Raw genomic sequence first — 25,741 nt, forward strand, 5'->3', positions numbered from 1 at the left:
ACCTTTCTCTATTCCTTGCTCCGGCATCCCAGGGGTCACAGGCAAACTCCAGGTGTCCAGGAGGCAACGAGTCCGGTTCACGGCGGCTGCCAGAGCCGCCGTGACCAGGTGATTCACCACTTCCTTAATTCTTCATGGGAACAGCGGCGGCCCCGGCCTCAGAACCGGCCCGAGCCCCGGTACAGCTCCAGCTCGCCGTCCAGTTCGACCGCGAGCACCGTGGCGTGCGGGTCGAGGTCCGCCGCGGCCGGCGGCTGGATCCAGAGCACGCCCGGTGCTTCGTGCAGACCGCCGATGACCCGGTGGGCCAGTTCGGTCCCGCTGCCGAGCACGGTGACCCGGCGTACGGAGCTGAGCAGTCCGCGTACGCCGATCTCGGCGCGCGGGGCGTCGAAGAGGGTCAGATAGAGCGTGCGGCGGTCCTTCGAGAGGGTGCTGGGGCCGTGGTGATGGCCGGCGGGCAGACCGCGCACAGTCCCGTACACGGCCTCCGCGTGCCGGGCGATCCAGGTGCCGAGGCCCTCGAGCCGTTCGGCGTGCTCGGCGGGGATGGTGCCGTCCTCCCGGGGGCCGACGCTGAGGAGCAGATTGCCGCCGCCCCCGATGGTCTCGGTGAAGTAGCGGATCAGCTGGTCGACCGACTTGTGGTTGTGGTCGCGGTGCTGGTGGCCCCAGGAGTCGTTGATGGTCAGGCAGAGTTCCCAGGGGCCCTCGGGCGGTACCACGGGTGCGCCCTGTTCGGGGGTCGCGTAGTCGCCCTCGCTGAGCATGCGGGCGTTGAAGACGACGTCCGGGGTCTCGGAGCGGATGAGCGCGGCGAGTTCCGGGATGCGCCACTGTTCCTCGCTGCGGTCCCACTCGCCGTCGAACCACATCAGGTCGGGCTTGTAGCGGCTGGTGAGTTCGCGGATCTGACCGTCGCGGTAGGCGATGAACCGCTCCCAGGCGGCCAGGTCCTCGAACTCGGCCGCGACCTCGGAGTAGCGGTTGTCCTCCAGTTCCGGCGGGCGGCCCGGCTTGCGCGTGGAGGCGTAGTCGGGGTGGTTCCAGTCGGAGTGCGAGTAGTACAGGCCGACCTTGAGGCCCTGCTCGCGCAGGGCGTCGGCGTAGCCGGCTATCAGGTCGCGGCCCACGTTCAGGTCACCGTGGGCGGTGTCCCACAGGGCGACGCCGTCGTGGTGGCGACTGGTGAGCACGGCGTACCGGGCGCCGGCGCGGGTGAAGAGCTTCGCCCACTCCCGCGGGTCGTACCGGGACGCGGTGAAACGGTCGAGCTGGGACATGTACTGGTCGTGCGGCACGATGTCGTCGTAGAACGACCAGGATTCCTGGACGCCGTCGACGGCGTAGATGCCCCAGTGGACGAAGATCCCCAGCTTGGCGTCGGTGAACCAGGGTTGTACGGGCACGCGTCAGCTCCTCTTCAGCCGCAGCGTCAGCACCTGGAAGGGCCGCAGCGCGACAAGGACCCCGCCGTCGCCGGTGACGTCCGCGTCGTTGAGCGGGCGTTCCAGGAGGTCGGTGACCTGGGCCCCCGCGAGCGGGAAGCCGGCGCGCAACACGCCCTGGGCCCGGCCGCCGCGGGACTCGTAGAGGCGGACCACGACGTCGCCGGACCGGTCGTCCGCGAGCTTGACCGCCTCGACGGTCACGCCCTCACCGGCCACGGACACGACCGGCTCCGGCGTGCCCGCCGCGTCGGCGACGCGCAGCGGCAGGTTGAGGGCGTAGCCCTCGGCGATCGCGTCCTCGATGCTCGCGCCGGGCAGCAGCGAGTACGTGAACCGGTGCCGGCCCTGGTCGGCCTCGGGGTCCGGTACGCGCGGGGCGCGGACCAGGCTGAGGCTGACCGTGGTGGTCGTCCCTCCGTCCTCGCGGACCGTGCGGGACACGTCGTGGCCGTACGTCGAGTCGTTGATCACCGCGACGCCGTAACCGGGTTCGCCGATGTGCACCCAGCGGTGGCCGGAGACCTCGAAGCGGGCCGCCTCCCAGCTGGTGTTGGTGTGGGTGGGGCGCTGGACGTGTCCGAACTGGATCTCCGCGGAGGAGTGCGGGGCGCGGAGGTCGACCGGGAAGCCCGCCTTGAGGATCTTCTCGGCCTCGTGCCAGTCGATCTCGGTCCCGATGTCGATGCGGGGACTGCCGGAGCGCAGGGTGATCGTCTGGGTGATCTTCGAGCCCTTGCCGAACGATCGCTCCACGCGGATCGCGCCGAGCAGGGGGTCCTGCTCCACGATCGTGATCGACTCGGCGTCCAGCAGCTCCGTGTAGCGGTTCTTGTAGTGCTTGTCGATGTCCCAGGCGTCCCAGTAGTTGGGCAGGTCGGCGTGGAGGCGGAGCAGGTTGCCCTGGCCGGCGAGGACTTCGCGGTTCGCGCGCAGATCGCGGACGGAGGCGAGGGTTCCGTCATCGGCCAGTTCCACACGGACGAGGCCGTTGTCGATGACGCGGTCCGTCACCAGCACCATGTCGTGGGTCCGGGCGTTGCCGAGCGGAGCGCTCCCGTTCGCCGGCACGTTCACGACGGTGGGCTCGCCGTCGGCCCTCCGGACCACCTCGTCCCGGTCGAACGGACTGGTGTTGAAGACCCGGGCCTCGCCGGTGCCCAGCGCCGCGACGGCCTCCCGCGTCAGCGCCTCCAGCTCCTGCGCCACCCGTGCATACTCCGCCTCCGCCTCCCGATGCACCCACGCGATCGACGACCCCGGCAGGATGTCGTGGAACTGGTGGAGCAGGACCGTCTTCCACAGGCGGTCGAGCTGTTCGTACGGGTAGGAGTAGCCCGGCGCGTGCAGCGCGGCCGTCGTCGCCCACAGCTCGGCCTCGCGCAGCCGGTGTTCGCTGCGGCGGTTGCCCTGCTTGGTGCGGGCCTGGGTGGTGTAGGTGGCGCGGTGCAGCTCCAGGTAGAGCTCGCCCGCCCACACCGGCGCGTCCGGGTACTCCTCGCGGGCGGCGGCGAAGAAGGCGTCCGGGTGCTCGATCCGGACCTTTGCCGAGCCCTCCAGGTCGGCGAGGCGCCGGGCCCGCTCCAGCATCTCGCGGGTGGGGCCGCCGCCGCCGTCGCCGTGGCCGAAGGGCGCCAGGGACGTCGTACCGCGGCCCTTGTCCTGGTAGTTGCGGACGGCGTGGGCCATCTCCTTGCCGGAGAACTCGGCGTTGTAGGTGTCGACGGGCGGGAAGTGGGTGAAGATGCGGGTGCCGTCGATGCCCTCCCACCAGAAGGTGTGGTGGGGGAACTTGTTGGTCTGGTTCCAGGAGATCTTCTGGGTCAGGAACCAGTCGTTGCCGGCGAGCTTGGCGAGCTGCGGGTAGGCCGCGGTGTACCCGAAGGAGTCGGGCAGCCACACGCCCTTGGTCTCGATACCGAAGTGCTCCATGAAGAAGCGCTTGCCGTGGATCAGCTGCCGGGCCATCGCCTCGCCGCCGGGCAGGTTGCCGTCGGCCTCGACCCACATGCCGCCGACCGGGGCCCAGCTGCCGTCGGCGACCGCCTTCTTGATCCGCTCCCACACCTTCGGGTAGTTGTCGCGCACCCACTCGTACTGCTGGGCCTGGGAGCAGGCGAAGACGAACTCCTCGTACTCCTCGGCAAGTGCGGTGACGTTGGAGAAGGTGCGGGAGGTCTTGCGCTTGGTCTCGCGGATCGGCCACAGCCACGCGGAGTCGATGTGCGCGTGGCCGACGGCGGAGAGGGTGTGCGCGCTGGCGTGCGCGGGCTTGGCGAGGACCGGCTGGAGGACGGCGCGGGCGGCGGCCGCCGTGCCCGGGATGTCGTCCAGGTCGAGGGCGTCGAGGCAGCGGTCCAGGGCGTGCGCGATCTCGTGGCGACGCGGCTCGTGCTCGCCGAGCTCCAGCATCAGCTCGCGCAGCACCTGGACGTCGAGCGAGAGGTGCCAGACCTCCTCGTCGAGGACGGCGAGGTCGGCGCGGCGGAACGTGTAGAGGGGCCTGTCGCCGGCGGTGAGGACGTCGCCGAGCGGGGTCGGGGCGGCGAAGTCATTGGCGAGGATGTCAGGGTTGGAAGCCGCTTCCACCAGATAGTGGATCTCCTCGCCGCCCGCTGCCGAGCGCGCGATCGGCACGTACTGGTTCTGCGGGTTGACCGCTTTCAAGGGCGTCCCGTCGGGCAGGTGGACCAGGGCCTCGGCCTGGTTGCCCGGCCAGTCGCCGACGAAGCCGAGGTCGATGACCGCCTCGACGCGCCGGCCGGCCCAGTCGGCGGGCACCTGGCCTTGCATGCGGAACCAGGTGGTGCCCCAGGGCGGGCCCCATGGGGTGTCCATCGCGAAGGGCTCGTACGTGGCCGCGGCGGCGTCCTCGAACGGGACCGGCTCCCCCGGCGCCTGCCAGGCCGCCACCCGAAGGGGGACGGTGGCTGCGTACACCGCGGGCTTGATGCGCTGGTTGTGGACGCGTTCGACGCGCTCCTCGATCCGGCGGCGTTCATCGTGCATGGGACAGCTCTCCTCAGGGCTCTACTTGAGGTACGAGAGGCCGGGGTGGACGGCCGTGTAGCCGTCGACGAGCCGCCGGGCCACGTTGACCGAGTCGACAAGCGGGTGCAGGGCGAAGGCCTTCACGGCCGTCGTACGGGAGCCGGAGTCGGCGGTGGCGAGCACCTCGCGCTCGACCGCCTTCACCGCGCAGACCAGGCCGGTGGCGTGGTCGGGCAGCGGATCGACGGCGACCGGGTGCGCGCCGTTCGCGTCGACCAGGCACGGGACCTCGATCACCGCCTCGGAGTCCAGCACCGAGAGCGTGCTGCGGTTGCGGACGTTGAGGATCAGGGTGGTGCGTTCGTCGCGGGCGATGGCCCGCATCAACGCCAGCGCCACCTTCTCGTAGCCGCCGGACAGGTCGTCGGCGTCGCGCTCACCGGCGCCGGCACTCTCGCGGTTCTCGGCCATGTAGGTGGCCTCGCGCTCGGCGCGGGTGGCGTCCCAGGCCTTCAGCGCCGAGGCGTCCGGGTTCCTCATCTCGGCGTAGAAGCGGGCCTGTTGGTCGCGCAGGAAGGCACCGCGGGTCTGCTCGGCCTCCTGGTAGGCCCGTACGGCTTCCCGGTTGAAGTAGTAGTAGTGCAGGTACTCGTTGGGGATCGCGCCCAGCGACCGCAGCCAGTCGGCGCCGAAGAGCTTGCCCTCCTCGAAGGAGCCGAGCAGGCCGGGGTCGGCGAGCAGCCGCGGGAGTTCGTCGCGGCCCGCGACGCGCAGGCCGCGCACCCAGCCGAGGTGGTTCAGGCCGACGTAGTCGATCCATGCCTCGGCCGGGTTCTGCACGCCGAGCACACGGGCGATACGGCGGCCGAGTCCGACCGGCGAGTCGCAGATGCCGATGACGCGGTCGCCGAGGTGGCGGGACATGGCCTCGGTGACGAGGCCGGCCGGGTTGGTGAAGTTGATGACCCAGGCGTCGGGCGCCAGGCGGGCCACGCGTCGGGCGATGTCGACGGCGACGGGCACGGTCCGCAGGCCGTAGGCGATACCGCCCGCGCCGACCGTCTCCTGGCCGAGGACGCCCTCCGCGAGCGCCACCCGCTCGTCGTTCGCCCGTCCCTCCAGCCCGCCGACGCGGATGGCGGAGAAGACGAAGTCGGCACCGCGCAGGGCTTCGTCGAGGTCCGTCGTGGCGGCCACCTCGGGCGCGTCGGGCACGTCGGCCGCCTGCTCGGCGAGGACCCGGGTCACCGCGGAGAGCCGCTGGGCGTCCAGGTCGTGCAGCACGACCTGGGTGACCCGGCCCTCGGCGTGGTCCCCGAGGAGCGCCCCGTACACGAGCGGCACCCGGAATCCGCCGCCGCCCAGAATCGTCAGCTTCACGACTGCACCCTTCCCACCACGATGACCTCGACGCCCGCTTCCCGCAGCGCGGTCCGGGTCGCCGGCTCCACGGCCGCGTCCGTCACCACCACGTCCAGCTCCCCGGGGCCGCAGACCTTTGCCATACCCGTACCCGGGAACTTCGCCGAGTCGGCGAGCAGCACGACCCGGTCACTGGCCTTGATCATGGCCCGCTTGACCGGCACCTCGACGACCGTCGTGTCCATCACCTGCCCGCCGGGCCGCACTCCACTGGTGCCGAGGAAGAGCCAGTCGGCATGCAGCTGGCGCAGGTTGTCCTCGGTGAGGAAGCCGACCAGGGAGCGGTACTCGCGGCGGACCATGCCGCCGAGCAGCACCAGCTCGATGCCCTCGTCGTCGGCGAGCTCCTCGTACACCACCAGGTTGCTGGTGATGACGGTGAGCCGGCGGCCGTGCAGCTGCCGGGCCAGCCGGTAGGCGGTGGTGCCGATGTCGAGCAGCACCGACTGACCGTCCGCGATCATCGCCGCCGCCCGCGCGGCTATCGCGTCCTTCTGGGGCACGCGCACCTCGGCGACCTCGGCGAAGGGCTGGTCGCCCTCTTCGACGACGGCGCCGCCGTGCACCCGGGTGAGCAGCCCGTCCTCCTCGAGTTTGACCAGGTCACGCCGGATCGTGGCGGGGCTCACCCCCAACTGCTCGGAGAGATCGGTCACGGCCGCGGGGCCGCCCGAGCGCAGGGCCCGCAGGATGAGTTGGTGTCGTCGTTCTGCCAGCACGCCGTGAACACTACTCGTCATCTTCGATCATTTCTATGCTCACTTCTGCTCGGGTATTGACCAATCCCGCGGAGCGGCGCACGATTCCGGTCACTGAAATGAAGAGTTTTGACGGAGAGGATGTCCGCGTGGACGACGACCGGCCCGATGTGCTGCTGACCGGGCTGCTCTTCTACGACCTCGTCCTCACAGGTCTGGGCAGGCCTCCGACGCCGGGCGAGGAGATCTGGACGGCCGGCATGGGCAGCAGTCCCGGCGGCATCGCCAACCTCGCGGTCGCCGCATCGCGGTTCGGCCTGAAGACGTCCCTGGCGACGGTCTTCGGCGACGACTTCTACGGCACGTACTGCCGGGACGTCCTCGCCGGCCAGGAGGGCGTCGACCTGTCCCTCTCCCGCACGGCGGACGGCTGGCACACCCCGGTCACCGTCTCGATCGCGCACGGATCCGACCGGGCCCTCGTCACCCACGGCCAGGAGCCCCCGTACTCGCAGGACGCGCTCATGGGCGACCCGCCCGAGGCGCGCACCGCCCTGGTGCACATCGAGGCCGACCCCCACGCATGGCTCGCCAAGGCGGCCGCGAACGGCACGCAGATCTACGCCGACGTCGGCTGGGACCCCACCCAGCAGTGGTCCACCGACCTCCTCGACCAGCTCTCCCTGTGCCACGCGTTCCTGCCCAACGAGGTCGAGGCGATGGCGTACACCCGCACCGACAGCGCGGTCGCGGCGCTCGCCGCACTCAGCGAGCTGGTGCCGGTGGCCGTGGTCACCCGCGGCGGCGAGGGCGCGGTCGCCGTCGACCAGACCACCGGCGAGTACGCGGACGTCCCCGCCCTCGACCTCGACGTGCTGGACGCGACGGGCGCCGGGGACGTCTTCGGCGCGAGCTTCGTCGCGGCCTCGCTGGGCGGCTGGCCGCTGGTGGAACGGCTGCGGTTCGCGGTGCTGGCGGCCGGGCTGTCCGTGCGGCACCACGGCGGGGCGCTGGCCGCACCCGGCTGGTACGGCATCGACCGGTGGTGGCGCGCGGTGACGGACCCCGAGCTCAAGCGCGCGTACGGCTTCCTCGACGACCGCATCCCGGCGGATCCGGGCCCGCCCGTCCACCACGCCCCCGTCACACCCCCGAACGGCATTCCCGACTGACCACTCGCATACGTCATACATCCGAAAGGCGGTGGGAGCTGTGCGGCTCTCACGAAGAGGCCTGCTGCGCGCGGGCCTGGCCGGTACGGCCGCCACGGCGCTCGGCGGCCTCACATCCGGCTGCGCCGTCCCGACCGGTTCGACCGGCCGGAACATGGTCCTGTGGTACTGGAGCGGCGGCCTGAGCGACACCGTCGTCAAGGAGGCCACGGCCCGCTATGACAACGTCGTCAGCCTCAAGGCCCAGCAGATCGGCGGCTACTACCGGTCCAAGCTGATCACCACCATGGCCGGCGGCGCCCACATACCCGACATCGCCGGGCTCAAGGGCGAGGACATGGCCTCCTACCTGCCGAACGCCGACCAGTTCGTGGACCTGCGCACGCTGGGCGCCGACAAGCTCAAGAGCCGGTACCTGGACTGGAAGTGGCAGCAGGCCATCGCCCCGGACGGCAGCCTCATCGGCTTCCCGATCGACGTGGGTCCGGTCGTGCACTACTACCAGAACGCCGTCTTCGAGAAGGCGGGGCTGCCGTACGAGCCGGAGGACGTCTCCAGGGAGCTGGACACCTGGGAGAAGTTCTTCGCGGCGGGCGAGCAGCTCAAGAAGCGGATCCCCGGGACATACATCCTGAACGACGTCGGCAGCGTCTTCGAGATGTCGATCGGCCAGGGCACCACCCGGTTCGTCGACGCCGACCGGAACTTCATCGGCGACGGTGAGCACGTCCGCACCTGCTGGGACCGCGCCGTGGAGGCCAAGCGGCGCGGGATCGTGTCGGACATCGTCTCGGGCACGCCCGACTCGATCGCGGCCAAGGAGAGGGGCCTGCTGCCCAGCGCGCTGAACGCCTCCTGGGCCGCGGGCGACCTCAAGCTGGAAGTACCGAAGACCGAGGGCAAATGGCGGGTGGCCGACTGTCCCGGCGGTCCCTCGAACGTCGGCGGCTCGTTCCTCGCGATCACCAAGGCGTGCCGGGAGCCCGAGCGGGCCTTCGAGATCATCACCTGGATCCTCAACGCGGACAACCAGGCCCAGGGATTCGTAGAGGCCGGGCTCTTCCCGTCGACCCCGGCCTCGTACGAGATGCAGAAGCTGCGCGAGCCCGACCCGTTCTTCGGCGACCAGATCACGATGGACGTCTTCGGGCCGGCGGCCGAGAAGATCCCGGTGGCCTTCAACAGCCCCTACGACGTCGCGCTCGGGCAGCCCGTCCGGGACGAGATCAAGAACGTCGGTGTCCTCGGCAAGGACCCGGAGAAGGCCTGGAGGGACGCCATGAGGAAGTGCCGGCGTATCGCGGACCACCTGGGGGTGAGTCACTGATGGCAACCGTGCCCGTCGTCGAGCAACCCCCACCGACAGCCGTGGCCGAGGCACCGGCCGTCCGCCCCAGGAAGGGAATCCTCAGCTACTGGCGGCTGTACGCCGCGATCTCCCCCTTCTATCTCCTCTTCCTCGCCTTCGGCCTGATCCCCGTCGGCTTCTCGCTCTACCTCTCCTTCCACCGCTGGGACGGTCTGGGCTCGATGGAGTGGGCGGGCCTGGCGCAGTACCAGTACCTGCTGACCGACAGCGACTTCTGGCAGTCGATCGGGAACACGATCCTCATCTGGGCGCTGGCCACCTTCCCCATGATCTTCCTGGCGATGGTGACGGCCGTGATGCTCAACTCGGCGGTGCGCTTCAAGAACGTCTACCGCTTCGCGTACTTCCTGCCGAACGTCACCTCGATCGTCGCCGTCGCGATCATCTTCGGCTCGGTGTTCTCCACCAACTTCGGCCTGATGAACGCCCTGTTGCAGGCCGTCGGCCTGGACCAGGTGGCCTGGCTGAACACGCCGTGGGGCATCAAGGTCGCCATCGCCACGCTGATGACCTGGCAGTGGACCGGCTACAACGCGATCATCTTCCTCGCCGGACTCCAGACGATCCCGAGCGATCTGTACGAGGCAGCACGCATCGACGGCGCCGGACCTGTGCAGACCTTCTTCCGGGTCACGCTGCCCCTGATGCGGCCGGTGCTGCTGTTCGTGCTCGTCGTCTCGACGGTCACCGGACTGCAGAGCTTCGCCGAGCCCCAGGTGCTGCTGCAGACCACGGCGAACGAGTCCACGTTCTCGGGCGGCCCCGACCACGCCGGCCGGACCATGGTCCTCTACTTCTTCCAGCAGACCTTCGACAACAACGACTTCGGCTACGGCGCCGCCGTGGCGTGGGGCATCTTCCTCGTCGTCGTCCTCTTCTCGATCATCAACTGGCGCCTGGTGCAGCGCCGGGGCGAAGAATAGGCAGGCCGGTCACCATGGCATCCACCATCAAGGGCTCCCGACGCCGGGGCATCGCCCTGCACACCGTCCTGGTCCTCGGCCTGTTGCTGTCGGCCTTCCCCTTCTACTGGGCCGTGATCATGTCGACGCACACGTCGACCGAGATCTTCTCCTATCCGCCGAAGCTGCTGCCCGGCCCGCACTTCCTGGAGAACGCCCGCAACCTCTTCGACAACATCGACTTCTTCGGGTCGATGCTCAACTCGCTGCTGGTCGCGACCTCGGTGACCGTGCTGGTGCTGTTCTTCGACTCACTGGCGGCCTTCGTCTTCGCCAAGTTCGAGTTCCCGGGGCGGGGGCTGCTGTTCGCGCTGCTCATGGCCATCTTCATGGTGCCGGCGCAGCTGGCGGCCATCCCCCAGTTCGTGATCATGGCGAAGCTCGGCTGGATCGGCTCGATGACGGCACTGATCGTCCCGGCGGCGGCCAACGCCTTCGGCATCTTCTGGATGCGCCAGTACATGAAGGGCGCCATCCACGACGAGCTGCTCGACGCCTCCAAGCTCGACGGCGCCGGTTTCCTGCGCCAGTACTGGCACGTGGCACTCCCCGTGGTCCGCCCCGGCCTGGCCTTCCTCGGCATCTTCACCTTCATGGGCCAGTGGAACGACTACGCCTGGCCCCTGATCGCCCTCACCAACCCGGACAACGTCACCCTCCAGGTGGCCCTCTCCCAGCTCAACGGCACCCATGGCACGACCGACTACGGAATGGTCATGACCGGCGCCCTGCTCGCCCTCGTCCCCCTGCTGATCGTCTTCGCGATCGGCGCCCGGCAGATCATCGGCGACCTCGGCAAGGGGGCCATCCGCTGATGGATCCCCTGCTGGGGCTCCGCCCCTGGGAGGCACCCGAGGTGACCTCCTGGGGGCGGTTGCCCATGTGTGCCGTCGACCGGCGTGACCAGGCCGTCTCCCTGGACGGCGACTGGCGTTTCCAGCTGCTGCCGGCGCCGGACGCGCCGGTGCGGGACACCTGGTCCTCCTCGTACGTCCCCGGCGCCTGGACCCTCCAGGGCACCGACGACCTGCCGCAGTACACCAACGTCCGTATGCCGTTCGAAGAGTTCCCGCCGTTCGTCCCGTCGGCGAACCCGACGGGCGTGTACGAGTGCGAGGTCGACGTGCCCGGCGAGTGGGCCGGGCGGCGGATCGTGCTCCAGGTCGGCGCGGCCGAGAGCGTGCTGCTGGTGCATGTGGACGGACGGCCCGTCGGGATCTCCAAGGACTCTCATCTGGCCGCCGAGTTCGATCTGACGGGTGTCGTACGCGCCGGGGAGCGGGCCGTCGTACGCCTGACCGTCGTCAAGTGGTCGGACTCCTCGCACATCGAGGACCAGGACCAGTGGTGGCACGGTGGGATCACCCGTTCGGTACTGCTGTACGCGACGGATCCGCTGCATCTGGCGGACGTGACCGTGCGGGCGCGTCGCAACGGTGAGCTGCTGGTGGACTGCCGGGTGCGGGACGCGGGCGGTGCGCTGCCCGACGGGTGGTACGTCAGCGGGGAGCTGGACGGTCGGCTCCTCGCACAGGACACCGACTTCGACCGGGCCAACGCACAGGACGAGCGGGTCTCCGACTTCCTCGGCGAGGCGCGGCTGCTGACCACCGTCCCCGACGTGCGCACCTGGACCGCCGAGACGCCCGAGCTGTACGACCTGACGGTCCGGCTGCACCGCGCCGACGGAACGGTCGCCGACATCTCGCGGCACCGCACCGGCTTTCGCGACGTCGAGATCGTCGGCCGGGACCTGCTGGTCAACGGCGAGCGGGTGTTCATCCGGGGCGTGAACCGGCACGACTTCCATCCGCTCACCGGGCGGACCGTGTCGTACGACGACATGCGCGCGGACCTGGTCCTGCTCAAGCGCTTCGGCTTCAACGCGATCCGCACCGCCCACTACCCGAACGACCCGTCCCTGTACGACCTCGCCGACGAACTCGGCTTCTACGTGGTCGACGAGGCGGACATCGAGAGCCACGACCACGCCCACGAGATCGCCGGCGACCCGCGCTATCTGAACGCCTTCGTGGACCGGGTCTCCCGGATGGTGCTGCGGGACAAGAACCATCCGTCGGTCATCATCTGGTCGCTGGGCAACGAGTCCGACTACGGGGCGAACCACGACGCGGCGGCGGGCTGGGTGCGACGGCACGATCCGACGCGGCCGGTGCAGTACGAGGGCGCGGCCAAGCGCGGCTGGGCGGATCCGGACGTCGCCTCCGACATCGCCTGCCCGATGTACGCGCCGATCGAGGAGTGCGTGGCCCACGCGCTGTCCGGGAAGCAGACCAAGCCGCTCATCCAGTGCGAGTACTCGCACGCCATGGGCAACAGCAACGGCACGCTCGCCGAGCACTGGGCCGCCATCGAGGCCACCCCGGGTCTTCAGGGCGGCTTCATCTGGGAGTTCTGGGACCACGGCATTCTCCAGCGCGTGAGTGACGGAAGACCGGCCGGGCGCGCGGGCGCCGGGCTGTACGAACGCGGTGTCGCCGCGCCCGGCCACCGCTGGGCGTACGGTGGCGACTTCGGCGAGGCGCTGCACGACGGCGCGTTCATCGCCGACGGGGTGGTGTTCCCGGACCGCACGCCCAAGCCGGTGCTGTACGAGCACCGGGAGATCGCGGCGCCGGTGCGCCTGGAGTGCCTGAAGCACGAGGGGCCGGTCATCGGCAACCACCAGCACTTCCGTGGCCTGGACTGGCTGACCGGCGAGTGGCGGCTGTCCCTCGCCGACGGTCGCACGCTGACGGCGCCGGCCGAGCTGCCCGAGCTGCGCCCGGGTGAGACGGCGGCGGTGCCGCTGCCGTTCGATCTGCCGGCCGACGGGGGCGAGGCCTGGCTGACGCTGAAGGTCACGACCGCACGGGACGAACCGTGGGCGCCGCGTGGCACTGTGGTGTGTCTGCCACAGGTGCGGCTGCGGCCCGCACCCGTACCGCGGGCCGTCCCGGTGGCGGACCGAACGGTCGAGACCGATGCGGACGGGCTTCTGGTCCATCCCCTCCTCCTCGCCGCCCCCACGCTGTCGCTGTGGCGGGCGCCCACCGACAACGACGAACTCGGTGGGATGGCGGCCCGCTGGCGGGAGTGGGGGCTGGACTCGCTCGTGCGCAAGCTGGTCGCCGTGCGCCGGGACCGGGAGAGCGTCGGCGTCCTCGCGGAGTACGCCTGCGCGGCCGGAGTCGTCCGGCACGAGCAGGTCTTCACGGCCGTCGAGGGCGGGATCCGCGTCGAGGAGTCGGCTCAGCTGCCCGAGGCCCTGGACGACGTGGCCCGGGTCGGGTCGGTGTTCGAGACGGTGGCCGGGCTGAACCTTCTGGAGTGGTTCGGGCAGGGTCCGTGGGAGTCGTACCCGGACCGCAGCGCCGGCGCGCCCGTCGGGCACCACTCGCTCCCCGTGGACGAACTGTTCACCCCCTATCTGCGGCCGCAGGAGAGCGGCGGGAGGCACGGCGTACGGCACTTCACCCTCTCCGCACCGGACGCGACGGGGCTGTTCGTGCAGCTGGACCGGCCGAGCCAGATCTCCGTCACCCGGCACCGCGCCGCGGACCTCGCGGCGGCCGCCCACCATGACGAACTCGTGCCGCGCGACGGCTGCGTCGTGCACATCGACGCCGCCCACCGCGGCCTGGGGACCGCCTCGTGCGGGCCCGACACTTCACCGGCGTACCTCCTCCCGACCGGCACCCATCGCTGGGGCTGGATCCTGCGCGTTCTCTGATCTGCTCTCCCTTCGCCAGTCGCCACTGACGGAGCTGATGTGTGCACCGAGCATGACCACGACCGGGGTGAGGCCGCGCAGGCCGACGCCGGCAGACGCACCTTCCTGCGGGCCACCGCACTGATCGGCGCCGCCGCCACGGCCGGGGTCGCGTTGCCGACCGCCGCCGAGGCGGCACCGGCGGGCAGGTGGCGGCCCGACCCGGACAGCCGGCGCTTCACGCTGGTCGTCATGCCCGACACGCAGTACCTGTTCGACGGGCCGAGCATCGACCCCGCGCCGATCGAGGCCTCGCTGCGCTACCTCCTGGAGCAGGGCCGGGAGGAGAACATCGTCTTCCTGTCACACCTGGGTGACCTCACGGAGAACGGCACCGAAGCCGAGATCGAGGCGGCGAGCAGGGCGTTCCGGCTGCTGGACCGGCAGGGCGTCGGCTACAGCATGGTGGCCGGCAACCACGACGTCCGCTCGTCCACCGACGACCAGCGCGGCCCGACGCCGTACCTGGCGGCCTTCGGCCCGGAGCGCTTCGAGGGCAGGCGCACCTTCGGCGGAGCCTCCCCCGACGGCTACAACTCCTTCCACGTGTTCCGGGCGGCCGGGCGCGAGTGGCTCGTGCTGGCCCTCGACTGGCGGCTGTCGCCGAAGGGCTTCGCCTGGGCGAAGGAGGTCATCGCACAGCACCCGAAGGCGCCCGTCATCCTGACCACGCACGAACTGGTCTACGGCGACGACGCCCTCTCCTCGTACGGGCAGAAGCTCTGGGACCAGCTGATCGCGGACCACGACCAGATCTTCCTCACCCTCAACGGCCACTACTGGCCCACCGCGCGCGCCGTGAAGAAGAACGCCGCAGGGAACGACGTACACCTGCACCTGACGAACTACCAGAACCGGTACTACGGCGGCGCGGCGATGATCCGCCTCTACCGCTTCGACCTCGACCGCAACACCATCGACGTCGAGACGGTCTCGCCGTGGATCCTGGGCCGGGCGGCCGAGGGGCTCAACGAGCTGGAGCGGCAGGAGATCGAACTGACCGGCCCGGACGACCGGTTCTCCGTGCCGATCGACTTCGAGCAGCGTTTCTCCGGGTTCGCCCCGGTACCCGCCCGCCCGGCCCGGCCGGCCGCCGGGATGCTGGTGCGCGGCACGCTCGCCTACTGGCGTTTCGACGGACACGAGGACGGCGCGACCGTCGACGGCACGGTCCGCGATGTGTCCGGCCGCGGCAACGACCTGACCGTCGTCCGGGTCGGGGACGGCACCCTCACCTGGTCGGCGGACCATCACCCGGACCAGCCGGGGCACGGCAGCCTGCGCTTCCACGGGGACAAGTCGCCGCTGCGGGGCGCGTATCTGCGGACGGTCGAGGGCGCCCCGCTCAACTCGGCGACCTTCGAGCGCGGTTACACCGTCGAGGCCTTCTACAAGGTGCCGGGCACCTGGACCGCGTCCCGCAACGCCTGGGGTGGGCTGGTCGGCCGGACCGGCACGGGCGGTGCCGCGGGCAAGACGGAGGGCGACCCGGACGAGCCGCTCACCACGCTGTCGCTGTCCGACGGGCCCGGACCGCAGTGGGCGGTGCGGCCGCTCGACCAGCAGGGCATCGCCACCAACTGGGGCCATGAGACCGCCCGGGAGACCTGGTGGCATGTCGCCGTCGTCAACGACGGCAGCCACACCACGATGTACGTCGAGGGCTGCCCGGTCGTGCGCAATCCCACCGCCCGCTCCGTCGGGCTGACCTCGCTCGGACTGCCCTGGCTGCTCGGCGGCTACGAGTACGCGGGCCGGATCGACCAGATCCACCACGGCTGGCTCGGCGACGTGCGGATCGTCGACCGGGCGCTGCCCGTCTCCCAGTTCATGAACCACTGACCTGTCGAGGAACGTCATGACCGAGCAGCAGCTGCCCGAGTGGGCCGACCCGTCCGTCCCGCCCGCCGACCTGGATCCGCAGGGCCTGTCCAGACGCCAACTCCTCGCCGGTGCAGGCCTGTTCGGCACCACTTTCGCCCTGGGGTGGCCGGCCGCCGCTCCCGCGGCCGCCGGGGAGCGGCACCTCGGCGGCAGCGACCCCCACCTCGCCTATCTCGTCGGCGACCACCACATCCACACCGTCTACAGCCACGACGCGAAGTACACGTTCTCCCAACTGGCCGCCGAAGGTGCCAAGTACGGCCTGGACTGGATGGTGTTCACCGAGCACTCCAACTTCGGGCACGCCGACTTCGGTGCCGCGCTGGAGCGCCAGGAGATCCTCAGGGCGCGCGCCGAGAACCCGCGCCGGCTGATCTTCCAGGGCCTGGAGTGGTACATCCCGGCCGCCGAGCACTGCACGGTCTTCGCGGCGCCCGGCCCGAACGAGGTCGACCTGCTCACCCGCTTCGAGCGGGCCTACGACGGCAAGCTGCTCGGCTACACCGAGGGCTCGCCGGGCCACGCCGGCACCGCCCGCAACGAGGAGCACGCCGTCAAGGCCATCCAGTGGCTGGCGGAACAGCGCCGCACCGGCTACGTCGACGACGTGCTCGTCCTCGCCAACCACCCGATGCGCCTCGGCATCGACTCCCCGCACGAGCTGCGCGCCTGGCGGGACGCGGCCCCCGAGATCATGATCGGCATGGAGGGCGCGCCCGGCGCCCAGGGCGCCGCCATACCCGGCTGGCGCGGTACGAACTCCATCCGCGGCGAGTACGAGAACAAGCCGTCGGCCCAGTCCTGGCCCGGCTACCCGGCGGACGCCTACCTCACCTACGGCGGCTTCGACTGGGCGACGGCGACGGTCGGCGGCCTGTGGGACGCGATGCTCGCCGAGGGCAGGCTGTTCTCGATCACCACCAACTCCGACGCCCACCGGATCGTCTTCGACACCTGGCGGAACGGCGACTGGCAGCCGGGTCAGAACTTCGACAACACCGGCCGGCTGCCCGACCCGGTGAACACCGACACCCCGCAGCCCGGCAGCGACTTCTGGCCCGGCCAGTTCAGCCGCACCCACGTCGGCGTCACCCGCTACGGCTACCGCTCGGTGATGGCGGGCCTGCGCGCGGGCCGGGTCTGGGTCGACCACGGACACCTGCTCGACGGCCTCGACGTGCGCCTCAAGCGCGACCGCGACCACGGCCGGGGCGTCACGCTGGGCGGGCGGCTGCGGGTCCGCAAGGGCGAGCGGCTCACGCTGTACGTGACGGTGACGTCCGCCTCGCGGCCCAACGCGGCCGGGATCCTGCCCGAGTTGGCGCAGGTGGACGTCATCCGCGGCACGGTGCGCGGCCCGGCCGCCGACCGCGACAACTGGCGGGCGCCCGACACGCGGGTCGTGCACACGAGGGACGTCAGCGGCCGGAAGGGCACCTACACCCTGCGCATCCCGCTCATCGCCGGCGACGAGTCGTTCTACGTCCGGCTGCGCGGCAGCGACGGCAACCGCCACGGCGCGGGCTACCTCGGCGCCTCGGTCGACCCGCACGGGCCGCTCACCCACGCGTCGGGCGACGGCGACCCATGGGCGGACACGTGGTTCTACTCCAACCCCGTCTTCGTCGATGTGACAGAAGCCCGATGAAGCGTCAACTCCTCACCCTTGCCGCGTTACTGGGCGCTCTTGCGCTCGGCGCGTCCACCGCGTCGGCCGCCGGCGCGCCGCAAGGGGCGGAGACCGGCACGGCCTGCATCGACACCCTCGGCGGCGGACAGCGGCTGGTGTCGGGCGAGTGGGGCGCGCAGCACCGGTTCCAGGTCTTCCCCGCCCCGTTGCTCAACCCGTCCATGCCGCCGACGAGCATCTACGCGTACCAGCAGGTCACGGGCTGACGCACTGATCGACCAGGGCGTACGGTGGGCCGCGTGACCACGGAAGAGTCGCTGCGGCCCCAGTCCCTGATGCTGACGTTCCTGGGCGACCAGGTGCTCGGGCGGGACGTCTGCGTGTACTCGGGCAGCATCATCGACGTCTTCGCCCGCGTCGGCGTCGGCGAGCAGGCGACGCGCTCGACGCTGACCCGCATGGTGCACCGGGGCCTGCTGCGCCGCCGGCGCGAGGGCCGCCGGATGTACTTCGGCCTGACCGAGCACTCGGCCGCCGTGCTGCGCGACGGCGAGCGGCGCATCTGGCAGACCGGCGCGGTCAACCGGCAGTGGGACGGCACCTGGACCCTGCTCGGCTTCTCACTGCCCGAGTCCTGGCAGCGCCAGCGGCACGACCTGCGCTCCAAGCTCACCTGGAGCGGCTTCGGCCCGCTGTTCAACGGCCTGTGGATCGCGCCCGGCGAGGTCGATGTGTCGGAGCTGGTGGCCGAGCTGGGCCTCGCCGCCCATGTGAAGGTCTTCCGCGCGCACGCCGATGCCGGTATGGACATCGGCGCCATGATCGAGGAGACCTGGGAGCTGTCCGAACTGGCGGCCCGTTACGAGGCGTTCGTACAGCGCTGGCAGCCGTGGGAGACGGAGCTGCCGGACGCCGACGACGCCCTCGGGCTACGGCTGCTGTTGCAGGCCGAGTGGCTGCGGATCATCCGCCGCGATCCGCGGCTGCCGGTCAAGCACCTGCCGGACGACTGGCCGGCCGAGCAGGCCGAGAAGACGTTCCGGAGAGTGCACGAGCGGTTCAGCCCGCTTGCGCTGGACGCGTCGGAACGCCTTCTCGACCTCGTACCCGTACGCGACGATCAGGCGTAGAACCTCGACAGGCTCTGCAGGACGGCCGCGGGCTTGGCGCCGCCCTCGATCTCGATCGTGCCGTCGACGGTGATCTGCACCCCGCCCGGCACATCCTCGACCTCAGCCAGCTTCCCGACCAGCCGGATCTTCGACCCGACCGGCACCGGCGAGGGGAAGCGCACCTTGTTCAGGCCGTAGTTGACCTTCGTGGTGACGCCCTGGACGTCGAGCAGCTCGGTGAACAAGGGGATGAAGAGCGAGAGGGTGAGGTATCCGTGGGCGATCGGGGCGCCGAACGGACCCTCCGCGGCCTTCTGCGGATCCACATGGATCCACTGATGGTCGCCCGTGGCGTCGGCGAACGTGTTGATCCGCTCCTGCGTGATCTCGATCCACTCGCTGGTGCCCAGCTCGCTGCCGGCGAGCTTCTTGAGTTCGTCGAGGCCGTTCACGGTAAGACTCATATCGCATTCCCTGACTAAGAGGTGGATCCGAAGTGCTTGCGCACCCGGGCCTTGAGGAGCTTCCCGGAGGCGGTGCGCGGGAGTTCGTCCGCGAGCACCACCGACTTCGGGATCTTGTACTTGGCGAGGCGGCCGGACAGCGAGGCGAGCACCTCGTCCGGGTCGAGGTCGGCGCCCTCACGCGGCACCACGACCGCGCGCGGCACCTCGCCCCACTTGTCGTCCGGCACACCGATGACCGCGCACTCGACGATGTCGGGGTGGGCGAGGAGGAGGTCCTCGATCTCGGCGGGGTAGATGTTCTCCCCACCCGAGATGATCATGTCCTTGATGCGGTCGACGACGAAGACATAGCCGTCCTCGTCGATCCGGGCCGCGTCGCCGCTGCGGAACCAGCCGTCCACGAAGGACGCGGCCGTCTCCTCGGGCAGCCCCCAGTAGCCGGGCATCACATGCGGCCCGCGCACCACGATCTCGCCGGTCTCGCCGGCGTCGACCGGCGTGAGGTCCGGCCGAACCACCCGTACGTCACTGAAGAAGTGCGGCACCCCCGCCGAACCGGCCTTGCCGACCGCGTGCTCGGCGTCCAGGAACAGCGTCCCCGGCGCGGCCTCCGTCATGCCGTAGCCCTGGAGGAAGGTGAGCCCGCGCTCCTGGTAGGCGGCGATCAGCGGTGTCGGCACCGGCGAGCCGCCGCAGGTCAGTATCCGCAGCGAGGACAGGTCGGCGTCCCGCCAGCGCGGATGCCGGGCGATCTGGTCGAACATCGTCGGCACCCCGAACATGAAGGTGATCCGGTGCCGTTCGACCAGGTCGAAGGTGGCGTCCGGATCGAAGGCCTCGACCAGGACGCAGGTGCCGCCCTTGAGCAGCACCGGCAGGGTGAGCATGTTCAGGCCGGCCGTGTGGAACAACGGGGCGGAGACCAGGGCGCGTTCGTCGGCGATCAGGTCGGTGTCGACGAGAACGTTGACGGCGTTCCAGGTCAGGTTGCCGTGCGTGAGCATCGCGCCCTTGGGGCGGCCGGTCGTCCCCGAGGTGTACATGATGATGCAGGTGTCGTCGGCGCCGACCGGTTCGTCGATGGGCTCGTACACGGCGGCGGCCACCGCTTCCTCGTACTCGGCGCCGACCTCGATGTACGTACGGACGTCCGTGCTGCCGGGCAGCCCGGCCACGAGCCCGGCGTGCGAGGGGCCGTAGACCAGGGCCTTGGCGCCCGAGTCGGCGAGCTGGTAGGCGATCTCGGGCCCGGCGAGGCGGGTGTTGAGCGGGACGAAGACCGCGCCGAGCGTGCCTGCCGCGAACAGGGTCTCCAGGTAGGAGGGATGGTTGGAGCCGAGGTAGGCGATCCGGTCGCCGCGGCGTACGCCCCGGCCGCGCAGGGCGTGGGCGAGGCGGGTGGTGCGCGCGTACAGGTCGGCGTACGTGAACGTCGTTTCGCCGTGGATCAGGGCGGTACGGTGCGGAGTCTTGCGGGCCCGGCGTGCGGGCCATGACCCCAGTCCCTCGTTGCGCATCGTTGCGCCCCTTACGGTGTGGTCAGCCCGAGCAGGCGGGCGGCGTTCTCCTTGAGGATCTTCGGCTTGACCTCGTCCTTGATCGTCAGCTTCTCGAAGTCGGCGAGCCAGCGGTCGGGGGTGAGGACGGGGAAGTCGGAGCCGAACAGGACCTTGTCCTTCAGCAGCGTGTTGGCGTACTGCACCAGCTGCGGCGGGAAGTACTTGGGCGACCAGCCGGACAGATCGATGTGCACACCCGGTTTATGGGTGGCGACCGCGAGGGCCTCGTCCTGCCAGGGGAAGGACGGGTGCGCCAGGATGATCTTCAGATGCGGGAAGTCGGCAGCCACGTCGTCGACGTGCAGCGGGTTGGAGTACTTCAGTCGGATGCCGCCTCCGCCGGGCACTCCCGCGCCGATGCCGGTCTGACCGGTGTGGAACAGCGCGATGGTGCCGGTCTCCTCGATCACCTCGTAGAGGTCGTACGCCACCGCCCGGTCGTTGGGGAAGAAGCCCTGGATGCTGGGGTGGAACTTGAAGCCCTTCACCCCGTACTCCTCCACCAGTCGCCGCGCCTGCTTCACGCCCGCCCTGCCCCGGAAGGGGTCGATGGACGCGAAGGGGATCAGCACGTCCGCGTTGGCGGCGGCCGCCTCGGCGACCTCCTCGTTCGGGACCGGGGGCGTGCCCGTGGCGGACTCGGCGTCCACCGTGAAGATCACGGCGGCCATCCTCCGCTCACGGTAGTACGCCGCCGTCTCCTCAAGAGTCGGCTTCCGCTTGCCCTCGACCTTGAAGTAGGCGGAGGAGGCGTCGTGCAGGTCGTCGTCCAGGGAGGAGTGGCCCTCGGAGGAGACCTCGGCGTGGGTGTGGACGTCGATCGCGACGAGTTCGCTGATGTCCATCACGCCTCCGGCAGCTTGGGCGCGGGGATGCCCACCGACTGGAGTTCGGCGCCGACCGAGGTGGGCCAGGCGTCGACCAGGGTCTCGGGGGTCCAGCCGCCATCGGCGTACGCCGCCCTGAGTTCCTGCGGATGCGACCAGAGTGCCACCTTGTCACCGCCGATGCCGATAGCCTGCCCGGTGATGCCGCGCGCGGCCTCGGAGGCGAGGAACGGGACGAGGGCCGCGCAGTCCTCGGGAGTGCCGAAGCCCTCGCCCTTGCGCAGGAAGTCCGGCAGCGGCTCGCCGTTCTTCATGGCCTCGATGTACGGGGCGAAGGCGGGGATGGTCTCGGTCATCGCGGTGGCGGCGACCGGCACGATCGCGTTGACGGTGATGTTCGCGCGGCTCAGCTCCATGGACCAGGTGCGGGCCATGGCGGCGATGCCGGCTTTGGCGGCGGCGTAGTTGGTCTGCCCGAAGTTGCCGCGCTGTCCGGCCGGGGAGCCGACCAGGATCAGGGAGCCGCCCTCGCCCTGCTCGCGCATCCGGACCGCGGCGGCACGGGCGCAGGTGAAGGTGCCCTTGAGGTGGGTGCTGATCACCGCGTCGAAGTCGTCGTCGGTCATCTTCCACAGCACCTTGTCGCGCAGGATGCCCGCGTTGGTGACCAGGACGTCGAGCCGGCCGAACTCCCCGACAGCCCGCCCCACCAGTCGGTCGGCAGCCTCGGTGGTGCCGACCGCGACCACCTCGGCAACGGCCGTGCCGCCCGCCCCGGTGATGGACTTGACGGCCTGCTCGGCCACGGTCTCGTCGACGTCGTTGACGACCACGGACGCGCCATGGGCGGCGAGGGCGTGGGCGTAGGCGAGGCCGAGGCCCCGGCCACTGCCGGTGACGACGGCGACCTTGCCGGTGAGATCGATGCTGGGCACGGGCGAGTCCCTTCGCAAGTGATGCGTGTGATGCGGCTACGAGACCGAAGCTAAGAGCAATAATTGTTCTCGTCAATAGTTGTTGCCGACCGGCAGGTGCGAGAGACTGGGGTCGACCCGCAGAAGACCGCCCCCACCCGAGAGCCTCGACCAGGGAGCCCGCCATCGCCCGCCAGCAGCCCACTCCGAACGCAGCCCCGATCGACGCGCACGAACCATGGATGCGCGGACTGCACGCGGACACCGGCTACCTCCTGTACCGACTGGGCCTGCGCTCGGGGCAGTTGTTCAACGCGCTCCTCCAGGAGTCGGGCCTGCGCCTGCGCCACTACGCGGTGCTGCGCTTCCTCGCCACCTCTCAGGGCGCCCTCCAGCGCGAGCTGAGCGAACGGCTGGGTTACGACCCGAGCGCGATCGTCGGACTCGTCGACGACCTGGAGAAGCTGGGCTTCGCGGAGCGTCGGCCCGCACCCGAGGACCGCCGCAGTCGGATCGTCGTCCTCACCGAGGCCGGCCGCGCGTTTCTGCGCGACACCGACGAGGCGGGCCTGCACGTCACGAACGACCTGCTGGAGCCGCTCGACCCGGCCGAGCGGGAAACCCTGCACGCACCGCTGCTGCGGATCACGGAGCCCGACTCCCGGAGCTGATGTTGTGCAAATGATTGACGGCCGCACGATGTCTGCCTAACTTCAGCCGGGCATCGGCGCGGTCCCCCGCCGGTGCACTTCCACGGCATCGGTCCAGGGAGCTCACCGTGCAGCCATCCCGCTCATCCGCCCGTCAATCATCCCCGGAATCACGGCAGTTGCGCCGCGTCGCACTGTCCGGACTGCTCGGCACGGCAGTGGAGTTCTACGACTTCCTCGTGTACGGCACCGTCGCCGCGCTCGTCTTCGGCGATCTGTTCTTCCCCGACGCCGACCCCGCGGTCGGCACCATCGCGGCCTTCGGCACCTTCGCCGCGGGCTATGTGGCCCGCCCGCTGGGCGGCATCGTCTTCGGCCACTTCGGCGACCGGGTCGGCCGCAAGTCGATGATGCTGCTGACCATGGTCCTGATGGGCTGCGGCAGTTTCCTCATCGGCCTGCTGCCCACCTACGACGCGATCGGCGTGTGGGCACCCGTCCTGCTGGTCACCCTGCGGGTGGTGCAGGGCATTGCGATCGGCGGCGAGTGGGGCGGCGCGACCCTGATGGTCGTCGAGCACGCCGAGCGTGCCCACGGGTCCCGGCGCGGCCTGTGGTCCAGCTTCGCCATGCTCGGCGCCCCGCTCGGCTCCGTGCTCTCCGCGGGAGTGGTCACCCTGGTCTCCGCACTGCCCGACGAGCAGTTCCGCTCCTGGGGCTGGCGAGTACCGTTCCTGCTCAGCATCGCGCTGCTGGCCGTCGGCCTGTTCGTCCGGCTGAAGGTCGCGGAGAGTCCGCTGTTCGCCGCGGCCAAGCGCGCGCCGGTGGACAAGCCACCGGTCGTGGAGGTGCTGCGCCGCCCGAAGCCGGTACTGCTCGCGGCGGGCGCCGGCATCGGCGCGTTCACGGCCCAGTCGCTGCTGACCGGGTTCATGATCTCGTACGCCGTCCAGCAGGGCTACAGCCGACCGCAGGTGCTCACCGCGGTGACCGTCGCTTCCTGCGTGGCGCTGCTGGTGCTGCCGCTGGCCTCGGCGCTGTCCGACCGGGTCGGCCGCCGCCCGGTGGTGCTGGCCGGCGCCGTCGCCTCAGCCGCGCTCGCCTTCCCGGTGCTCGCCCTGGTGAACTCCGGCTCCCCCGGCCTGCTGATCCTCGCCCTGGCGCTCGGTCACGGTGTCGCCCAGTCCACGATGTACGGCCCGCTGGGCGCCCTGCTCACCGAGATGTTCGGCACCCGCGTGCGCTACACCGGCGCCTCCCTCGGATACCAGGCCGCGACCCTGGTGGGCGCCGGGTTCTCCCCGCTGATCGCGAGCAGTCTGCTCGCCTCGTCCGGCGGCAGCAGCGCCCCCGTCTCCCTGCTGCTGTGCGGCGGCGCGGCAATCACCGCGCTCACCGTGTGGCGGGTGCGCGAGACGCACACCGACGCTCTGGAATCCCCCGCGGCCCGAGCCGCCGCCCCCGCCCCGGAAGGGACGCCCCGTTGAGAGTCCGTATCGCACTGCCGGCCGTGACCCTGTGCGCCGTGACGGCGCTGCCGGCGCAGGCCGCCACCGACTCGCACATCGAGGGCCGACTTCCCTCCGGCGCCACCTACTTGATGGACGTCCCCGCCGCCTGGAACGGCACCGTCCTGCTCTACAGCCACGGCTACCGTGCCGCGGGCTGGCCCAACCCCGCGCAGAACGCGCCCGGTTCACAGACCCGGGACGAACTCCTCGCCGACGGCTACGCGCTGATCGGCTCCTCGTACGCCACGAACGGCTGGGCCGTCACCGACGCCGTCCCCGACCAGCTTGCCACCCTGGACCTGTTCACGACGCGGTTCGGCACGGCCCGGCGAACGCTCGCCTGGGGAACCTCCTACGGCGGGCTCGTCACGACCACCCTGGCCGAGCGGCACGCGGACCGTTTCGACGGCTCGCTGTCCATGTGCGGGCTGGTGCAGGGCGGGGCCGCCAACTGGAACAGCACGCTCGATCCGGTGTTCGCACTGAAGGCGCTGCTCGCTCCCGGGGAGAGCATCCCGCTCACCGGGTTCGCCGACCAGGCGGCCGCGCAGAGCGCCGCGAGCGCGCTCACCGCGAAGGTGACCGCCGCCCAGCAGACCGACGAGGGGCGGGCCCGTATCGCTCTCGCCGCCGCCCTGCACAACATCCCCGGGTACAACGACGCCGCGCAACCGAAACCCGGGCCGACCGACTGGGACGCCCAGCAGGCCAACCAGTACGCGGCCGTCACCGGGCTGCTCCAGCTGCCCGCCTTCAGCTGGCGGCAGGAGGCCGAGCGGCGGGCCGGTGGGAACCCGTCGTGGAACACCGGCGTCGACTACACGGCGATGCTGCACCGCTCGCCCGCGTACAAGGAGGTCACCGAGCTCTACAAGAAGGCGGGACTGTCACTGCGGGCCGACCTCACAGCCCTGAACCGGGCGCCCCGGATCTCCGCCGACCCGGCGGCCGTACGGTGGATGCGGGACACCAGCGTGTTCAAGGGCCGGCTCACCGACCCCCAGCTCAACATCCACACGACCGGCGACGCGCTGATCCCCGTCCAGGCCGAGAGCGCCTACCGGCGGGCCGCCGCCGCGGCCGGCACCGGCCGACTCCTCGCCCAGGCCTACGTCGACGGTCCCGGGCACTGCACCTTCACCCCGGGCGAGACCCTCGCCGCCCTGCACACCCTGGAGCACCGCCTGACAACGGGCCACTGGGACGCCTCCGCCGACGCCCTCAACACCCGCGCGCGCCAGGAGGAGCCGACGGCCGAGCCCCGGTACGTGACCTATCGCCCGGCGCCGTATCCCCGCCCGTACGACCTCGCCCATCCGGGGGACGCCCGGCCATGAGATCACCTCGTGCCGA

The 25,741-nt window shown here is 70.7% G+C and carries 20 protein-coding genes; 12 read left to right on the forward strand and 8 right to left on the reverse strand.

Annotated features, from left to right (window positions below; all coding sequences use genetic code 11):
* Positions 1-158: 158 nt before the first annotated feature.
* Genes StrepF001_RS22940 through StrepF001_RS22955 form a run of 4 tightly spaced genes read right to left on the reverse strand, consistent with a single transcriptional unit; the run spans position 159 to position 6,580 of the window.
* A complete protein-coding gene (locus tag StrepF001_RS22940) occupies positions 159-1,409 on the reverse strand; it encodes an alpha-L-fucosidase (protein WP_129800120.1) in 1,251 nt (416 codons plus the stop codon).
* 3 nt (positions 1,410-1,412) lie between these two features.
* On the reverse strand, positions 1,413-4,457 hold the full coding sequence (locus StrepF001_RS22945) for a glycoside hydrolase family 38 C-terminal domain-containing protein (protein ID WP_129800121.1): 3,045 nt from the start codon (positions 4,455-4,457) through the stop codon (positions 1,413-1,415).
* A gap of 21 nt (positions 4,458-4,478) precedes the next feature.
* A complete protein-coding gene (locus StrepF001_RS22950; protein ID WP_129800122.1) occupies positions 4,479-5,819 on the reverse strand; it encodes a 6-phospho-beta-glucosidase in 1,341 nt (446 codons plus the stop codon).
* Entirely contained in the window at positions 5,816-6,580 is a 765-nt protein-coding gene (locus tag StrepF001_RS22955; protein ID WP_129800374.1) for a DeoR/GlpR family DNA-binding transcription regulator, read from the reverse strand. Before StrepF001_RS22955 ends, StrepF001_RS22950 begins: the two co-directional genes overlap by 4 nt.
* Positions 6,581-6,708: 128 nt before the next feature.
* Between StrepF001_RS22955 and StrepF001_RS22960 the strand changes: the two genes are divergently transcribed.
* Genes StrepF001_RS22960 through StrepF001_RS23000 form a run of 9 tightly spaced genes read left to right on the forward strand, consistent with a single transcriptional unit; the run spans position 6,709 to position 18,478 of the window.
* The gene (locus StrepF001_RS22960) at positions 6,709-7,731 is read left to right on the forward strand and encodes a carbohydrate kinase family protein (protein ID WP_129800123.1); all 1,023 of its coding nucleotides are present in this window, start codon (positions 6,709-6,711) and stop codon (positions 7,729-7,731) included.
* Positions 7,732-7,771: 40 nt separating this feature from the next.
* Entirely contained in the window at positions 7,772-9,058 is a 1,287-nt protein-coding gene (locus tag StrepF001_RS22965; protein WP_129800124.1) for an extracellular solute-binding protein, read from the forward strand.
* Positions 9,058-10,023, forward strand: a complete 966-nt coding sequence (locus StrepF001_RS22970; protein WP_129800125.1) for a sugar ABC transporter permease — start codon at positions 9,058-9,060, stop codon at positions 10,021-10,023. Before StrepF001_RS22965 ends, StrepF001_RS22970 begins: the two co-directional genes overlap by 1 nt.
* Before the next feature lie 14 nt (positions 10,024-10,037).
* Positions 10,038-10,877 (forward strand): carbohydrate ABC transporter permease, encoded by an 840-nt coding sequence (locus StrepF001_RS22975; RefSeq protein ID WP_129800126.1) that lies wholly within the window; start codon positions 10,038-10,040, stop codon positions 10,875-10,877.
* Positions 10,877-13,795 (forward strand): glycoside hydrolase family 2 TIM barrel-domain containing protein, encoded by a 2,919-nt coding sequence (locus tag StrepF001_RS22980; RefSeq protein WP_129800127.1) that lies wholly within the window; start codon positions 10,877-10,879, stop codon positions 13,793-13,795. Before StrepF001_RS22975 ends, StrepF001_RS22980 begins: the two co-directional genes overlap by 1 nt.
* 39 nt (positions 13,796-13,834) lie before the next feature.
* Entirely contained in the window at positions 13,835-15,676 is a 1,842-nt protein-coding gene (locus tag StrepF001_RS22985; RefSeq protein ID WP_129800128.1) for a LamG-like jellyroll fold domain-containing protein, read from the forward strand.
* A 16-nt stretch (positions 15,677-15,692) separates the two neighbouring features.
* The gene (locus StrepF001_RS22990) at positions 15,693-17,366 is read left to right on the forward strand and encodes a PHP domain-containing protein (RefSeq protein ID WP_129800129.1); all 1,674 of its coding nucleotides are present in this window, start codon (positions 15,693-15,695) and stop codon (positions 17,364-17,366) included.
* Positions 17,363-17,614, forward strand: coding sequence for a hypothetical protein (locus tag StrepF001_RS22995; protein WP_129800130.1), 252 nt, complete (start codon positions 17,363-17,365; stop codon positions 17,612-17,614). Before StrepF001_RS22990 ends, StrepF001_RS22995 begins: the two co-directional genes overlap by 4 nt.
* A gap of 33 nt (positions 17,615-17,647) precedes the next feature.
* Positions 17,648-18,478: a PaaX family transcriptional regulator C-terminal domain-containing protein gene (locus StrepF001_RS23000; RefSeq protein ID WP_240797643.1), complete on the forward strand. Its 831-nt coding sequence runs from the start codon at positions 17,648-17,650 to the stop codon at positions 18,476-18,478.
* Here the strand turns inward: StrepF001_RS23000 and StrepF001_RS23005 are convergent.
* Genes StrepF001_RS23005 through StrepF001_RS23020 form a run of 4 tightly spaced genes read right to left on the reverse strand, consistent with a single transcriptional unit; the run spans position 18,469 to position 22,248 of the window.
* The gene (locus tag StrepF001_RS23005) at positions 18,469-18,924 is read right to left on the reverse strand and encodes a MaoC family dehydratase (protein WP_129800131.1); all 456 of its coding nucleotides are present in this window, start codon (positions 18,922-18,924) and stop codon (positions 18,469-18,471) included. The two genes, StrepF001_RS23000 and StrepF001_RS23005, sit on opposite strands and share 10 nt — an antisense overlap.
* Before the next feature lie 14 nt (positions 18,925-18,938).
* Positions 18,939-20,444, reverse strand: coding sequence for an o-succinylbenzoate--CoA ligase (gene menE, locus StrepF001_RS23010; protein WP_129800132.1), 1,506 nt, complete (start codon positions 20,442-20,444; stop codon positions 18,939-18,941).
* Between the two features lie 11 nt (positions 20,445-20,455).
* Positions 20,456-21,331 (reverse strand): amidohydrolase family protein, encoded by an 876-nt coding sequence (locus StrepF001_RS23015; protein WP_129800133.1) that lies wholly within the window; start codon positions 21,329-21,331, stop codon positions 20,456-20,458.
* Positions 21,331-22,248 (reverse strand): SDR family oxidoreductase, encoded by a 918-nt coding sequence (locus tag StrepF001_RS23020; protein WP_129800134.1) that lies wholly within the window; start codon positions 22,246-22,248, stop codon positions 21,331-21,333. Before StrepF001_RS23020 ends, StrepF001_RS23015 begins: the two co-directional genes overlap by 1 nt.
* A 221-nt stretch (positions 22,249-22,469) precedes the next feature.
* Here StrepF001_RS23020 and StrepF001_RS23025 point away from each other — a divergent pair, with 221 nt between their 5' ends.
* The 3 genes from StrepF001_RS23025 (at position 22,470) to StrepF001_RS23035 (ending at position 25,725) form a co-directional block, all read left to right on the forward strand.
* Positions 22,470-22,898 (forward strand): MarR family transcriptional regulator, encoded by a 429-nt coding sequence (locus StrepF001_RS23025; protein WP_129800135.1) that lies wholly within the window; start codon positions 22,470-22,472, stop codon positions 22,896-22,898.
* A 158-nt stretch (positions 22,899-23,056) separates the two neighbouring features.
* Positions 23,057-24,364, forward strand: a complete 1,308-nt coding sequence (locus StrepF001_RS23030; RefSeq protein WP_276322833.1) for an MFS transporter — start codon at positions 23,057-23,059, stop codon at positions 24,362-24,364.
* Positions 24,361-25,725: a prolyl oligopeptidase family serine peptidase gene (locus StrepF001_RS23035; protein WP_129800137.1), complete on the forward strand. Its 1,365-nt coding sequence runs from the start codon at positions 24,361-24,363 to the stop codon at positions 25,723-25,725. The genes StrepF001_RS23030 and StrepF001_RS23035 overlap by 4 nt, the downstream gene beginning before the upstream one ends.
* Positions 25,726-25,741 lie beyond the last annotated feature (16 nt).

It is taken from the genome of Streptomyces sp. F001 (assembly GCF_004187715.1).
GTDB classification, from domain to species: Bacteria; Actinomycetota; Actinomycetes; order Streptomycetales; family Streptomycetaceae; genus Streptomyces; species Streptomyces flavusporus.

Coding starts and splice junctions, on each gene's coding strand:
- StrepF001_RS22945 (WP_129800121.1), bottom strand. CDS start 4,457: ATGCACGATGAACGCCGCCGGATCGAGGAGCGCGTCGAACGCGTCCAC.
- StrepF001_RS22970 (WP_129800125.1), top strand. CDS start 9,058: ATGGCAACCGTGCCCGTCGTCGAGCAACCCCCACCGACAGCCGTGGCC.
- StrepF001_RS22975 (WP_129800126.1), top strand. CDS start 10,038: ATGGCATCCACCATCAAGGGCTCCCGACGCCGGGGCATCGCCCTGCAC.
- StrepF001_RS22980 (WP_129800127.1), top strand. CDS start 10,877: ATGGATCCCCTGCTGGGGCTCCGCCCCTGGGAGGCACCCGAGGTGACC.
- StrepF001_RS22990 (WP_129800129.1), top strand. CDS start 15,693: ATGACCGAGCAGCAGCTGCCCGAGTGGGCCGACCCGTCCGTCCCGCCC.
- StrepF001_RS22995 (WP_129800130.1), top strand. CDS start 17,363: ATGAAGCGTCAACTCCTCACCCTTGCCGCGTTACTGGGCGCTCTTGCG.
- StrepF001_RS23005 (WP_129800131.1), bottom strand. CDS start 18,924: ATGAGTCTTACCGTGAACGGCCTCGACGAACTCAAGAAGCTCGCCGGC.
- menE (WP_129800132.1), bottom strand. CDS start 20,444: ATGCGCAACGAGGGACTGGGGTCATGGCCCGCACGCCGGGCCCGCAAG.
- StrepF001_RS23015 (WP_129800133.1), bottom strand. CDS start 21,331: ATGGACATCAGCGAACTCGTCGCGATCGACGTCCACACCCACGCCGAG.
- StrepF001_RS23025 (WP_129800135.1), top strand. CDS start 22,470: ATGCGCGGACTGCACGCGGACACCGGCTACCTCCTGTACCGACTGGGC.